At 73.1% G+C, this 12977-nt stretch carries 14 protein-coding genes and 2 pseudogenes; 8 read left to right on the top strand and 8 right to left on the bottom strand.

Translation table 11 applies throughout. The features are described from left to right. Positions 1 to 72 precede the first annotated feature (72 nt). Positions 73 to 720, bottom strand: coding sequence for an ABC transporter ATP-binding protein (locus ACVCAH_RS14770; RefSeq protein ID WP_447136685.1), 648 nt, complete (start codon positions 718 to 720; stop codon positions 73 to 75). 198 nt (positions 721 to 918) lie between these two features. On the opposite strand from ACVCAH_RS14770, the gene ACVCAH_RS14765 reads away from it, so the two are divergent. Beyond that, complete coding sequence (locus tag ACVCAH_RS14765; RefSeq protein ID WP_447136684.1) at positions 919 to 1395, top strand: HNH endonuclease; 477 nt, start codon at positions 919 to 921, stop codon at positions 1393 to 1395. Here the strand turns inward: ACVCAH_RS14765 and ACVCAH_RS14760 are convergent, their stop codons facing one another. Next, positions 1396 to 1839, bottom strand: a complete 444-nt coding sequence (locus ACVCAH_RS14760; RefSeq protein WP_447136683.1) for an OsmC family protein — start codon at positions 1837 to 1839, stop codon at positions 1396 to 1398. It abuts the gene before it with no gap. Between the two features lie 131 nt (positions 1840 to 1970). On the opposite strand from ACVCAH_RS14760, the gene ACVCAH_RS14755 reads away from it, so the two are divergent. From ACVCAH_RS14755 to ACVCAH_RS14745, 3 genes and pseudogenes are all read left to right on the top strand, one after another. Further along, the gene (locus ACVCAH_RS14755; protein ID WP_447136682.1) at positions 1971 to 2588 is read left to right on the top strand and encodes a dihydrofolate reductase family protein; all 618 of its coding nucleotides are present in this window, start codon (positions 1971 to 1973) and stop codon (positions 2586 to 2588) included. Positions 2589 to 2592: 4 nt separating this feature from the next. Continuing rightward, positions 2593 to 3435: an alpha/beta fold hydrolase gene (locus ACVCAH_RS14750; protein WP_447136681.1), complete on the top strand. Its 843-nt coding sequence runs from the start codon at positions 2593 to 2595 to the stop codon at positions 3433 to 3435. A gap of 41 nt (positions 3436 to 3476) precedes the next feature. Continuing rightward, positions 3477 to 3560: pseudogene (locus ACVCAH_RS14745) on the top strand (IS5/IS1182 family transposase); the annotation flags it as partial. Between the two features lie 623 nt (positions 3561 to 4183). Here ACVCAH_RS14745 and ACVCAH_RS14740 read toward each other — a convergent pair. The 3 genes and pseudogenes from ACVCAH_RS14740 to ACVCAH_RS14730 all read right to left on the bottom strand — a co-directional run bounded on the left by ACVCAH_RS14740 (position 4184) and on the right by ACVCAH_RS14730 (position 6611). Beyond that, on the bottom strand, positions 4184 to 4975 hold the full coding sequence (locus ACVCAH_RS14740; protein WP_447136680.1) for an ABC transporter permease: 792 nt from the start codon (positions 4973 to 4975) through the stop codon (positions 4184 to 4186). Beyond that, a pseudogene (locus tag ACVCAH_RS14735) lies at positions 4972 to 5933 on the bottom strand (ATP-binding cassette domain-containing protein). Before ACVCAH_RS14735 ends, ACVCAH_RS14740 begins: the two are co-directional and overlap by 4 nt. 12 nt (positions 5934 to 5945) lie before the next feature. Next, positions 5946 to 6611, bottom strand: coding sequence for a DUF4097 family beta strand repeat-containing protein (locus ACVCAH_RS14730; protein ID WP_447136679.1), 666 nt, complete (start codon positions 6609 to 6611; stop codon positions 5946 to 5948). A 226-nt stretch (positions 6612 to 6837) separates the two neighbouring features. Here ACVCAH_RS14730 and ACVCAH_RS14725 point away from each other — a divergent pair, with 226 nt between their 5' ends. Then, complete coding sequence (locus tag ACVCAH_RS14725; RefSeq protein ID WP_447136678.1) at positions 6838 to 7593, top strand: helix-turn-helix domain-containing protein; 756 nt, start codon at positions 6838 to 6840, stop codon at positions 7591 to 7593. Positions 7594 to 7843: 250 nt separating this feature from the next. On the opposite strand, the gene ACVCAH_RS14720 is transcribed toward ACVCAH_RS14725, so the two are convergent. Continuing rightward, complete coding sequence (locus ACVCAH_RS14720; RefSeq protein WP_447136677.1) at positions 7844 to 8677, bottom strand: nitroreductase/quinone reductase family protein; 834 nt, start codon at positions 8675 to 8677, stop codon at positions 7844 to 7846. A 365-nt stretch (positions 8678 to 9042) separates the two neighbouring features. Between ACVCAH_RS14720 and ACVCAH_RS14715 the strand changes: the two genes are divergently transcribed. Next, on the top strand, positions 9043 to 9609 hold the full coding sequence (locus ACVCAH_RS14715; protein ID WP_447136786.1) for a maleylpyruvate isomerase N-terminal domain-containing protein: 567 nt from the start codon (positions 9043 to 9045) through the stop codon (positions 9607 to 9609). A gap of 28 nt (positions 9610 to 9637) precedes the next feature. Here ACVCAH_RS14715 and ACVCAH_RS14710 read toward each other — a convergent pair whose 3' ends face one another. Both ACVCAH_RS14710 and ACVCAH_RS14705 read right to left on the bottom strand, forming a co-directional pair. Then, complete coding sequence (locus tag ACVCAH_RS14710; protein WP_447136676.1) at positions 9638 to 10126, bottom strand: DnaJ family domain-containing protein; 489 nt, start codon at positions 10124 to 10126, stop codon at positions 9638 to 9640. A gap of 80 nt (positions 10127 to 10206) precedes the next feature. Beyond that, complete coding sequence (locus tag ACVCAH_RS14705) at positions 10207 to 10764, bottom strand: GNAT family N-acetyltransferase (RefSeq protein ID WP_447136675.1); 558 nt, start codon at positions 10762 to 10764, stop codon at positions 10207 to 10209. A 203-nt stretch (positions 10765 to 10967) separates the two neighbouring features. Here ACVCAH_RS14705 and ACVCAH_RS14700 point away from each other — a divergent pair, with 203 nt between their 5' ends. Then, on the top strand, positions 10968 to 11618 hold the full coding sequence (locus tag ACVCAH_RS14700) for a LysE family translocator (protein WP_447136674.1): 651 nt from the start codon (positions 10968 to 10970) through the stop codon (positions 11616 to 11618). Positions 11619 to 11715: 97 nt separating this feature from the next. After that, entirely contained in the window at positions 11716 to 12891 is a 1176-nt protein-coding gene (locus ACVCAH_RS14695) for a hypothetical protein (protein ID WP_447136673.1), read from the top strand. Positions 12892 to 12977 lie beyond the last annotated feature (86 nt).

Here is a 12977-nt window from a genome sequence, read left to right as displayed (position 1 = left end):
ATGCTATGCAGCGCCGCGGACCGCCACCGGCCCGCGCACGAGTTTCGATACCGATCGGTTACCGGGAGTCGCTCACCCCCGTAGCAGTTCCGCCCGCCCGTCGGCCAGGTGCAGCTCCGCCTCGCAGTCGGCCGCCACCTCCGGGTCGTGGGTGGCGAAGACGACGGCCGCGCCCCGCCGGGCCTCCTCGTGCAGCAGCTCCAGCACCCGCTGCCGGTTACCGGCGTCGAGTTCGCTGGTCACCTCGTCGGCCAGCAGCACGCCGCCGCGCAGCGCCAGGCCACGGGCGATCGCCGTACGCTGCTGCTGGCCGCCGGACAGCTCCTCGACCAGCTGGTCGGCCTGGCCGGCGAGCCCCAACCGGTCCAGCGCCCCGGCGGTCAGCCGACGCGCCTCCGGCGGTGCCACCCCACCGGCGTCGAGGGCCACCTGGACGTTCTCCGCCGCCGTCAGGATCGAGGCCAGGCCGTTGTCCTGCGGGACGAGAACGATCCCGCAGGCCACCGCGTGGTCGCGGTCGCGCAGCGGCTGCCCCTTCACGGTCACCGCGCCGGCCCGCGGTCGGAGCAGCCCGGCCATCGCGTTGAGCAGGGTGGTCTTGCCCGCGCCCGACGAGCCGGTCAGCGCCAGCACCCGGCCCGGCCGGACCGTCGCCGACACGTCCGTGAGGACGGCCGGCGCGTCGCCGTATCCGACGGACACCTCGTGGATCGCCAGCATGTGCAACCGCTTCCCTCCGGGGCCGGGGCCCAAGGAGACTGCCACGCCGAGTGGCCGCCGCACAACAGATCCGTGCGCTCGGCGCTCCCGGATCAGGCCCCGGGACGTCGGGCCTTTCCCGGGCTTGCAGACCGCCCGCCCGTCGCCCGCAGAGGCACCCGACGGTGCGGTGTCTCACCCCGTCCATATCCTGACGGCGTGCTGTCGCAGGTGAAGGGGCTGTCCCGACATTTCACCGAGGAGACCCTCCGGGCCTACCTGCTCGACCGGGCCGTGCGCCTCGATGACGGCTGCCTGGTCGTGCGCGGTTACGGCGGCCAGCGCGGCGTCCATCAGAAGCTCGCGGGCCGGGCGTGGGCGCACATCGCCGCCTTCGTCGTCTTCGTCGGCGGCTACGACCCGGCACTCGACGTCCAGCACGTGTGCGGCGCGCCGGACTGCATCGAGCCGACCCACCTCCGCCAGGGCACCCCCGCCGAGCACCGTCGCCCTCGGAGGCAGCGCCCACGATGCCGCAACGGGCACGACCGCGACATCGATCCCGCCACCGGCCGCTACCGCAAGGTCTGCCGCAGCTGTAACCGGGACGCGCAGAAGCGGTGGCGAGAACGGCAGGCGGCACAGGTTGCCGAGGCGCGCGCCAGCTACGGTCGGCCGAAGCCGGCGAGCTGCTGATCAGTGGCCGGTGGAACCGGAAACCTCGACGATCGAGATGGGCGTGCCGAGTTCGACGGTTCGGGAGACGGTGCAGAGCCGGTCGTGCGACTGCTGCAGCGACCGGGGCAGCGCCTCGCGCGCCTTGTCGCCGTCCGCGCCCACCGGGAACGTCACGGTGAACTCGACCTTGAGGTTCTGCATGATGTTGCCGCCGGCCGCGTCCCGCACCTTGTCGCCGGTGACTGCGACGGTGAACTGGGTCGGCTCGGCGCGGCGGCTGGTGATGTGGTCCACGTCCACCGCGGTGCAGCCACCGATGGCCGCCAGCAGCAGTTCCACCGGCGTGAAGCTGCCGTCCTCGCCCGTGCCCATCGTCATTGATCCGCCGCGGACGTTCCGCACGACGTACTGCCCGACGCTGGTGCGCTCGATCTCCACCGAGCGGAAGGTGTCCTCACTCATGACAGGGAAGCTACCCAGGCCTTCCGGCCACCGAGCCACCGGCCTGGCTGACCCGTCCCGCGATGAGGTTTCTCACCAAACGCTTCCTGCGTGAGCGATGAGTTTGGGCGGCGGATCGGGTCTGCCCTGGCATGACTCGAATCATCGCTGACATCTCGGTCTCTCTCGACGGCTTCGTCACCGGGCCCGACCCCAGCCCGGACAACGGTCTGGGAACCGGCGGCGAGGCCCTGCACAGGTGGGCGTTTTCCAACGACCCCGACGACCGCCGGGTCCTGCGCGAGGGGACCGTCCGCTCGGACGCCGTCGTCCTCGGCCGCCACCTCTTCGACGTGGTCGACGGGCCGAAAGGCTGGGACGACACGTCCGGCTACGGAGCCGGCGAGGTCGGCAAGCCCGCGTTCGTCGTCGTGACGAGCTCGCGACCAGAGTCGGTGTGGACAACCAACCTCGACTGGACGTTCGTCACCACCGGTCTGCCCGACGCCGTCACCGCCGCGCGCGAGCGAGCCGAGGCGGCGTCGTCGGACAGCGGCAAGGACCTCGACGTCATCCTCATGGGCGGCGGCGCCACGATCGGCTCGGCGCTCGACGCCGGGCTGGTCGACGCGCTGACGCTGCACCTCGCGCCCATCGTGCTGGGCGCCGGGACACCACTGTTCACCGGCGGAGCGCCGCGTACGCTGGTGCAGCGGAGCGTGATCTCGACATCGACCGCGACGCACCTGACCTACGACGTCTCCCGGTGATCCGATGACCACTGTCAACGCCAATGGGATCGCCTTGGGCATGGAGTCGTTTGGTGACGACGACGCGCCACTCGTCCTGCTCGCGGGCGGGCCGACGATGCTCTCCTGGCCCGACGCGCTTTGCGAGCGCCTCGCCGCTGGCGGGCGCCGCGTGGTGCGCTACGACCTGCGCGACAGCGGGGAGTCGACAACGACGGATCCGGAGGCGCCCGCCTACACCCTGCGCGACCTCGCCGCCGACGCGGCGGCCCTTGCTGACGCGTTCGGCGGGGGGCCTGCGCACCTCGCGGGGATCGGCGTCGGCGGGATGGTCGCCCAGGTGGCCGTGCTCGACCATCCGGGCGGGTTCTCGGCGCTCACCCTGGTCGGCACCCGCGCGGTTGCCCCTGGCCCGCCTGACGATGACCTCCCCGACCATGACCAGGCGACGATGAGCCGGCTGTTCGCGCGTCCGATGCCCGATTGGACCGACCGCGAGGCGGTTGCGGAGTTCGCCGCCGCCGGCGCGGAGATCCTCGGCGACGACCCCGTCGCCGCGCGCGCAATCGCTGCGCGCATCTGGGACCGCACGCCCGGCACTACACCACCGGTCCAGATGGCCAACCAGATGGGCATGGTGTTTTCCAGGCTCGACTGCACACCACGCTGGCGTGAGCGCCTGCCCGAGATCGAGGTCCCCACGCTCGTCGTCCACGGCCGCCGCAACCGGTTCTTCCCCGTCGGCAACGGCGAGGCGATCGCGCGCGAGATCCTTGGGGCACGGCTGCTCGTCCTCGAGGAGGCTGCCACTGCGATCCCCGATGCGGCGGTCGGCGAGGTCACCGAGGCAATGCTCACACTCGGATAGCGGACGAGGGCTCCCCGGCAAGTCCGGCGACGCCTGGTGCGCAAGATGGTGAGGCCATCGGCCGATCCCGAGGCGGGCTGAGCACGAAGATCCACCTCGCCGTCGACGGACGCGGCCGGCCGCTGTCGATCCCGCCGGCGCGACCAGCGCGTCCCGTTCCGCCGCCACCGGCGCCGCTGGCAGGAGATGAGAATTCGGCACCGACATCTGACCGAGAAATCTCACCAACCTCCTCGTCAGGGAAGTCACTCACAGCCTGGCCCACGAGCTACACCATCGAAAATCCTTACGCTCAAGAACAGTCATTATGATGCGTCGGCTTTATGCCCGATTTGCCGGAGTGCATTATCGGATTACTGGTAATCGCAATCCGATAATGCAGCCGGCAGACCCCGACGGCTCGTTGCGGCCAGCCGTGGAGGATCTGTGGGCTGCCGTCCAAGGCCTGCTCGTCCAAGGCGTCACCGGGTTGTCGCCGGAGGCCGAGCTGGCGGCAGCCACACCGCGTCGGGCACGCGAAGCGCTCGGCTGTGCCAGCAGAACTCGTCGGCTACGGCTGCCCGTAGGGCGTCCTGGAACGGCGTGACGGGACCGTGCCGTCGACGCTCTCCCAGATCCCGGTGACCCGGCCGCGGATCGGGCCCAACGAAGCCGAGAACGCCGACGGGCGGCGTACGCCGACGGGGTGTCGGAGTACGCCGCCCTCGGGCGGACGAGCTGCGGGAGGCGGCCCGCGCTGTCATGGCGGCTACTTCGGGCTGCGGTTGAACTTCGAGGTCGACCAGAAGTAGCCGAGCACCGCGAGACCCAGGCACCAGACGACCGCCAGCCACCCGTTGTGGCCGATCCCGCTGCCCAGCAGCAGACCGCGCAGGGTCTCGATGGCAGGTGTGAACGGCTGGTACTCGGCGATCGGCTGGAGCCAGCCGGGCATGGCCTCGACCGGCACGAAGGCGCTGGACAGGAGCGGCAGCAGGATCATCGGCATCGCGTTGTTGCTGGCGGCCTCGGCGTTCGGGCTGACCAGGCCCATGCCGACCGCGATCCAGGTGAGCGCCATGGCGAAGAGCACGAGCAGCCCCAACGCCGCCAGCCACTCCAGGACGCCGGCGTCGGTGGACCGGAAGCCGATGGCCACGGCGACGGCGCCCACGAGGACCACGCTCATGATCGACTGCAGCACGCTGCCGACGACGTGCCCGACGAGCACCGAACCGCGGTGGATCGCCATCGTGCGGAAGCGGGCGATGATGCCCTCGTTCATGTCGGTGGAGACGGACACCGCGGTACCGATCACGGTGCTGCCGATGGTCATCAGCAGGAGGCCCGGGACGATGTACGCGATGTACTCGGAGCGGTCCGCACCGCCGCCGCCGATGCCCGAGCCCATCACGTCGCCGAAGACGTAGACGAAGAGCAACAGCAGCATGACCGGGGTGAGCAGCAGGTTCAGGGTGAGGGACGGATAGCGCCGGGCGTGCAGGAGGTTGCGGCGCAGCATGGTGGACGAGTCGCGTACGGCGAGGGAGAGGGAGCTCATCGGAGGGCCTCCTTGGGCTGGTGCGGGACGCGGGCGCCGCCGGTCAGGGCGAAGAACACGTCGTCGAGGTCAGGGGTGTGCACGGTGAGGGTGTCGGCGTGCACGTCGGCGGCGTCCAGCCGGTCGAGGATCGCGCGCAGCTCGCGCTGGGTGCCGTCGCTGGGGATCTGCAGGGTCAGTGCCTGGTCGTCGCGTACGGTCTCGCGCAGCACGCCGGCGGCCCGCTCGTACGCCGCGGGGTCCTCGAAGCGCAGCTGGACGTGTCCGCCGGGGATGAGCCGCTTCAGTTCCCCGGCGGTGCCCTCGGCGGCGATCTTCCCGTCGTTGAGCACGGCGATACGGTCGGCGAGCTCGTCGGCCTCCTCCAGGTACTGGGTGGTGAGGAAGACGGTGACGCCGTCGGAGACGAGCTCGCGGATGATCTGCCACATGTTGTGGCGGCTGCGGGGTCGAGGCCGGTGGTCGGTTCGTCGAGGAAGATGATCCGCGGGTTGCCGACCAGGGTCATGGCGAGGTCGAGGCGGCGCTTCATCCCGCCGGAGTAGGTGGAGGCGGGCTTCTTCGCGGCGTCGGTGAGGTCGAAGCGCGCCAGCAGCTCAGCGGCGGTGCGCTGGCCCTCGCGCTTGGACAGGTGGTGCAGGTCGGCCATCAGGAGCATGTTCTCCTCGCCGGTGATCAGGCCGTCGACGGCGGAGAACTGGCCGGTGACGCCGATCGCGGCGCGTACCGCCTGCGGGTCGGCGGCGAGGTCGTGGCCGCCGACGCGGATGTCGCCGGAGGCTCGGTCGGGGGAGATGAGGGTGGAGAGGATCTTGACGGCGGTGGTCTTGCCGGCGCCGTTCGGGCCGAGCAGGGAGAAGATCGTTCCTTCGGGGACGGCCAGGTCGACGCCGTCGAGCACGACCTTGTCGCCGTAGGACTTGCGCAGCCCGTTCGCCGCGATGGCCAGGTTGGTCATGATGGGTGCTCCTCAGAGGCTGCGGGCGACGATGTCGCCGTGGGAGGTGGTGGCGCGGATGTCGAGATCGGCGGTGCCGTCGTTCTTGAGGGCGTTGCTGATGCGGCCATAGCCGGTGCCGGCGTCCAGGGCGGCCGAGACGCCGGCGGCGGCGGCGATCGAAATGTCGCCGGACTGGGTGCGGAGCACTACCGTGCCGCGCACGGCCTCGGTGATCCGGATGCTGCCCCTTGCGGTGCTGATCTCCGCGGGGCCGTTGAGCCGGCCGACCTCGACGTCGCCGTCGATCGCGGTGAGGCGGACGCTCGCGGCCTCGTCGATCTTGATCTGGCGATACGCGCCGTCGAAGACGACGTCGCCAAGGCGGCCGACGCCGCGCAGCTCGGAGCTGGCGGCCTTGGCCTCGATGCGGGAGCCGGCGGGCAGCTGGACGGTGACCTCCAGGGATCCGGAGGGGCCGAAGAGCTGGTTCTTGGGCTCGGGGGTGCGGATCCGCAGGACGCCGTCGCTGTATTCGACCTTGGTCTGCTCCGCCACCTTCACGTCGCGGCCCTTCGAGGCGTCCGAGGGCAGGACCTCGACCGTGGTGTCGGCCCGGTCGGCGGCGATGAACTGGACGCGTCCGGCGGGGATGTCGACAACGGCGGAGATCGGGGCGGGGGTGTCGAAGGTCTGCATGGTGTTCTCCTCCTGCGCTTGTTGTTTCTGACAGCGGAAACGCTACGTTGCGTTCAACAATCCGGCAACGACTGTGTTGCACAGGATCGGCATTATCGCAGGTAAGAGCCCAATAATCGTTGCACCGGCTCTGTTTTTAATGCAACGGCGGAGATCCTCTTCGTTGCATTGAATCTGGAGTGAACGCTATGCTGGAGGCATCAAGGAAGCGTGAAGGGAGATCGCGATGCCGGGCGGCAGGCTCACCCAGCAGGAACGCCAGCAGATCGCGCTGGGGCTGGCCGACGGGCTCGCCTACGCGGAGATCGCCAGACGTCTCGACCGCCCCACCTCGACGATCACCCGTGAGGTGATGCGCAACGGCGGCCCCACCGCCTACCGTGCCGACCTCGCCCACCGCGCCACCGAACGCCGCGCCCACCGGCGCAGGCAGGCCACTCCCCGAGGGCCGCAGGCGCCCACGCAGGCCCACGGACGCGACGCCGAGGCCGTGCGCGAGTACGAGGAGACGTTCACCACCCTCCTCATGCGCCAGGGCCTGCCCAAGATGATGTCCCGGGTGCTGACCTGCCTCTACACCAGCGACGCGGGCAGCCTCACCGCGTCCGAACTCGTCCAGCGCCTCCAGGTCAGCCCGGCGTCCATCTCCAAAGCGATCACGTTCCTCGAGAGCCAGAGCCTCGTCCGTCGGGAACGCGACGAACGCCGCCGCGAGCGCTACGTCGCCGACAACGACGTCTGGTACCAGGGAATGATCGAAAGCGCCCGATCCCACGCCCAGCTCGCCGAGACCGCACGCCAGGGCGTCCGCATCCTCGGTCCCGACACCCCGGCCGCCGCCCGCCTCGAGAACATCGCCCGCTTCGTCGACTTCGTCGGCGAGAGCATCACCCGCGCCGCCGAGCAGGCCCGCGAGATCCTCTCCACGAAACCCGGATCGACCTCGGGCGGCACTGCCACGCCACGTTCAGATCGCGGATAGGCAGCCGTCTTGAGGTGCCGTGCGGCGGGGAGACGGCAGACGTGACTCCCCGAGAGCTACCCGGCGGTCAGTTTGCGGCGTCGCCCCCCCGGCCCTTCGTGCCGTCGTCCCCGCGGCCGGTCGGCCGCGCTCCGCCACCAACGGGGTGAGCAGCCCGGGAAGGGTCCCCACGACGCCGGCGACGACTGAGCCGTCGGGCGGGCGGCCCCGGCCGCGGCGGCGACGGACGCCCGTCGCCGCCGCGGCGGGTTCAGCCGACGCCGTCCAGGACGGGGATCAGCTGCTCCTCCTCGTACGTCAGGTGCCGCTCCAGTTCGTCGGTGAGGCGGTCGACCTCGCGGCGCAGTTCGGCCGGGTCGGCGGCGGCGTCGGCGATCACCGCTCGCAGCCGCTCCACCAGGTCGGCGACGCGCCGGTGCTCCTCGCGCAGCCGCGCCAGCGTCGGGGCCAGGTCGGGCCGCTGCTGGTCGAGGGCGGTGAACATGCCGGCGTCCTCGATGCTGTGGTGGTGGTGCAGCCCTTGGCAGACGGTCAGGCAGTTGATCCGCAACTGGGCGCCCAGGCCCGGCCCGGAGCGGGCCACCTCGTCGCGGATCAGCGCGAGTTCCCGCCGGAACGCGTCGTGCAGCAGCTTGAGCCCCGCGCCGAAGGACGACGCGTTGGGCGGCCCGCCGGCCACCTGGTGCAGCGCCACCACCGGGATGACCCGCGTCGTCTTCTCCTGGTACGCGGCCCACCCGGGGTCGGCCTCCACCGCGCGGGCGAAGACGCGGTCGCGTTCGGCGCCGGTCAGCACCTGCGCCCGGGCCTGGTAGGTGAACACACCGTCCTCGACGGTGGCCCGCGGGTCGGCCACCAGGTTGTGGTACCAGTCGGGGTGCCGGGCCGCACCGCCGGCGGAGGCGATCACCAGGATCCGTTCCCCGCCGTCGGGCAGGTAACCGACCGGGGTGGTGTGCGGGGCGCCGGTGCGCGCCCCGGTGGTGGTGAGCAGGATCAGCCGGGCGCCCTCGAAGGGGCCGCCCACCCGGCCGGAGTTGGCCCGGAACTCGTCGATGATCTGTTGGTTGAAGTCGTTCGGCATGCGCTGCTTTCTGTCGGAGAACGCGACGGCCGGCCGGTGGCGGGCCGCGCGGGGAGCGCGCCCCGGCCGCGTTCGGGCCGGCGCGTGCGCAAGAGGGAAGCCAGGATCACGGGCACCTGATGCCCGGTGAGATGAGGGAGCCGAGGTCGTGACCGTGCCGCGCCGAGGCGCGGCGGAACTGTCGGCAGGGTCGGCGGGCCGCGGGCCCACCCCCGGCTCACGACCCGGCCGGGTGCCCTGTCCGCTCGTGGCCCATGGCCGACCCGGCAGTCACGGTCCCGACCCTAGTGCCGCGCGGCCGCGCCCGGCAACGATCTTTTCCGGTTGTGCCCGGCCCGGACCGCTGGCACCGTCTGGGGATGCCGATGACCGGGGCCGACGTGGCTAGCGCGGTGGCCGAGATGACCGCCGTCCTGAGCCCGTACGACGAGCGGGACTGGACCGTGCCGGCCGGCGACCTGACCTGGAGTTGCTGGACCACCGCGGCGCACGTCGCGCACGACCTGCTGGCCTACGCCGGCCAGGTGGCGGGCCGGCCGGAGGCCGGCTACCTGCCGTTCGACCTCGTCGTCACCCCGACCGCCGCGCCCCGGGAGGTGCTGCGGGTGGTCGCCGCCTGCGCGGGCCTGCTGCGCGCGGCGCTCGACGCCGCCGCGCCGGAGAGTCGGGCCTGGCACTACGGGCCGTGCGAGCCGCCGGGCTTCGCGGCCATGGGGGTGGCCGAGACCCTGCTGCACACCTACGACATCACCCGTGGACTCGGGGTGCGGTGGCAGCCGCCCGACGGATTGAGCGCCGCGGTGGTGCGCCGGTTGTTCCCGGACGCCCCGGACGGGCCCGCGCCGGCGGTGCTGCTCTGGCTGACCGGTCGGGGTGAGCTGCCGGGGCGGCCGCGGCGGACGTCCTGGACGTGGCGCGCCGCGCTGGACTGACCCGGGCCACGCACCGGAGAGGGGCCGACTACGCCGCCCGGCGGCGCCACGGCAGCCACCACCCGCGCCGGTTACGCCGGCCGGCGGCGGCCGGAGCGGGCGCCGGGGTGGCGGGTCCGGTGGTGGGGGCCGGCCGGCGCTCGTCGCGCCAGCGGCGTACCACGTCGTCGGCGTTGACCGGGCGCACCACCACCTGCGGCCCTTCCGGGTTGCGCAGCCAGGCGATGATCTCGGCGTTCAGGGCGGCCACGTACGAGCGCACCGCCGCCTCGGTCGGCAGGTCCCGCACCTCGTCCGGCACCTGTTCGACCTTGCGGCGCAGTTGCAGCGGGGTGGGCAGCAGCAGGTCGCTGGGGAGCGCCTCGCGCTCCAGGAAGCTCTTGATCCACCACGACTCGTCGTAGGGCAGGTTGCGGCCGGGGATCGGTTTGCCCATGCCGGGCAGGTTGTCGAACTCGCCCCGCTCCTGGGCCGAGCGGATCTGCGCCTCGACGCTCGCTTCCCACGCACCGTTCACCCCGCCACCTCCCGAAAGCCACCGTAACGCGGTCGTCGGAAGAACCAGCGCACCGGGCGGAACGGTCATTCCCGGCGGGGTCAGGCCGGTGACCCGGCCCACCGGACGTGCCGGTGCCCGTCGCGGGGGAACGGCGGCCGGGCCGGCAGCACCTCCTGGAACCGGTAGCCGGTCTTCTCCGCCACCCGGCAGGAGGCCGGGTTGTCCACCTGGTGCAGCAGCTCCAGCCGGGTCAGCCCGACGGCGGCGAACCGGTCGAACGCCCACCGGGTCACCGCCTCCAGCGCGTGCGGGGCGATGCTCCGCCCCCGGGCCCCCGCGGCCGTCCAGTAGCCGACCTCGGCGTCCTGGCGCCCCGGCGTGACGTTCTTGAGCACCACGTTGGCCACCAGCCGGTCGCCGTCGGGCAGCGGTTCCAGCACGGCGAAGGCATACCGGCGGCCGCTCTCCCAGCCCTCGTGAACCTCGGCCAGCCAGTGTCGGGCCTCGACGTGCGTGGTCACCGGGAACCTCGTCCACCGGCGCAGCACCGGATCCCGGTAGACCTCGATCAGCGCGTCGGCGTCCTCGGCCCGCCAGGGGCGCAGCAGGAGTTCCGGTGCGGCCGGGGACGCCGGCGCGCGCAACAGGATCGGCACCGGCCCAGTGTCCCCGCCGCCGGTCCGCCGATGGGACCGGGGCCGCGGCTGTGCAGCGGCGGTGTGTTCGCCGTCACGAGCGGTCTTGTGGCGTTGTGCCCGGTTCTGCCGGGCTTCCCGCAGGCCACCGGACGGCCGGTGGCTCTCGGCCGCCGCCATCGCCCCGGCATAGGGTCGGCGCAGGTCGACGGGGGGGTCTGGTCATGGTCGGTACGGGCGCGCTGGTGGGGATCGCTCTGGTCGCGTTGGGTCTGGTGCTCACGCCCGGGCCGAACATGGTCTACCTGGTCTCCCGCTCGGTGGCCCAGGGCCGCCGCGCCGGGCTGATCTCGCTGCTCGGGGTGGCCGCCGGGTTCGCCGTCTACCTGACCGCCGCGGTCGCCGGCCTGGCCACCGTCTTCGTGCTGGTGCCGGCGCTGTACACGGCGGTGAAGCTGGCCGGGGCGGCGTACCTGCTCTGGCTGGCCTGGCGCACGCTGCGCCCGGGCGGGCAGTCGCCGTTCACCCCGGCGCCGCTGCCGCCGGACCGGCCCCGGCGGCTGTTCACCATGGGGCTGGTCACCAACCTGCTCAACCCGAAGATCGCCATTCTCTACGTGTCGCTGCTGCCGCAGTTCGTGGACCCGCAGCGTGGGCACGTCGCCGCGCAGAGCCTGCTGCTCGGCCTGACCCAGATCAGCGTCGCGCTGACCGTGAACGGGCTGATCGTGCTCGGCGCCGGCACGCTCGCCGGGTTCTTCGCCCGCCGGCCGCTCTGGCTGCGCGTGCAGCGCTGGGTGATGGGCACCGTGCTGGGCGGGCTGGCGGTCCGCATCGCCGCCGACCGCTCCCGCGCCGCCGTCGCCACGCCCTGACCCCCGGCCGGTCGACGCGCGGCGTGGTGGCGCCGGCCAACCCGCACCGGCGACCGGCACGGGCCGGACGACCGCACGGCACTAGACTTCGCCCTCGATGGACGCCGAGCCCACCCCCGTCGAGACCCGCCCCTGCGCGCACTGTGGACGCCCGGTGCCGCAGCGCGCCGGCGCGGGCCGGCCGTTCCGTTACTGCCGGGACAACGACGGCGCCTGCCAGCGGGCGTCGCGCAACAACCGGATGCGGCACCGCAACGCGCCGGGGCTGCCCGGGCAGGTGGCCCGCACCTGGGAGGCGGTGGACCGGCTCGACCAGATCGTGCAGACGCTGACCGAGGCGCTGCACGACGAACTGTCACCGGTCGGGGTCGAGCGCCAGTTGGCCCAGGCCCGCGCCGAGGCGGCCGCCCAGGTGGCCTCGGCGCACACCGAACGGGACGAGGCACGCCGCGAGGCCGAGGAGGCCAGCGCGGCCGCCGGGCAGGCCCGGCAGGAGGCGCGGGCGGCCCTGGCCGACCGGGACGCGGCGCGTGAGCGGGCCGAGCAGGCCGTGGCGCGGGCCGGCCGGGACGCCGAGCGGGCGGAGCGGGCCGAGGCGGCCCGGGACGAGGCACGCCGGACGGCCAGCGCGGCCGAGGCACTGCGGGTGCAGGCCGAGCGGGACCGCGACGCGGCCCGGCACGAGCTGCGTACCGTGCGCGCGGACCGGGACGCCGAGCGACGCCGGGCGGCCGACCTGACCGCCGAACGCGACACCGCTCTCGCCGACGCGGAGCGGGCCACCCGGGCCGCCGCCGAGGCCGCCGAACGCGCCGAGCGGTGGCGGGTCGAGGTCGAGGACGTCCGCCGCCAGGTCGAGCAGGCCCGCACCGACACCGCGCGGGCCCGGGCCGCCGCCGCCGACGCGGTGCGGGCCCACGAGCGGGCCGACCGCGCCCGGGAACGGGCCGAGGCCGCCGTCCGCGCCGCCGACGCCGCGCGGCAGGAGGCGGTCGCCGCGGCCGCACAGCTGGGCGCGGAGCTGGCCGCCGGCGCCGCCCAGCGCGACGCGCTCAGCGCCGAGCTGGCCGCCGCCCGGCAGGGCGGCGCCGCCGCCGAGAGCCGGCTCTCCGAGCTGACCGTACGGCTGCGTGCCGCCGAGGCCGACCGCGACCTGAGCCAGCAGCGGGTCGCCCAACTCGCCGGCCAGGTGACCGACCTGGCCGCCGCACTGGCCCGGCTGTCCGGCCCGGCCGCCCCCGCCGGGACCGTGGCCGACGCCGCGTCCCGCTGACCGCTTCCTCCTGCGGCCACCGATCCTGCCGCCGGCCGGCACCGACGCCGAAGTGCTGCGCGCGCTCATCGAGCTTTCCCGGCGGC

The organism is Micromonospora sp. LZ34, from assembly GCF_052981855.1.
Note: the sequence above shows the minus strand (reverse complement) of the source record. Positions and strands in the feature narration are given on the sequence as shown.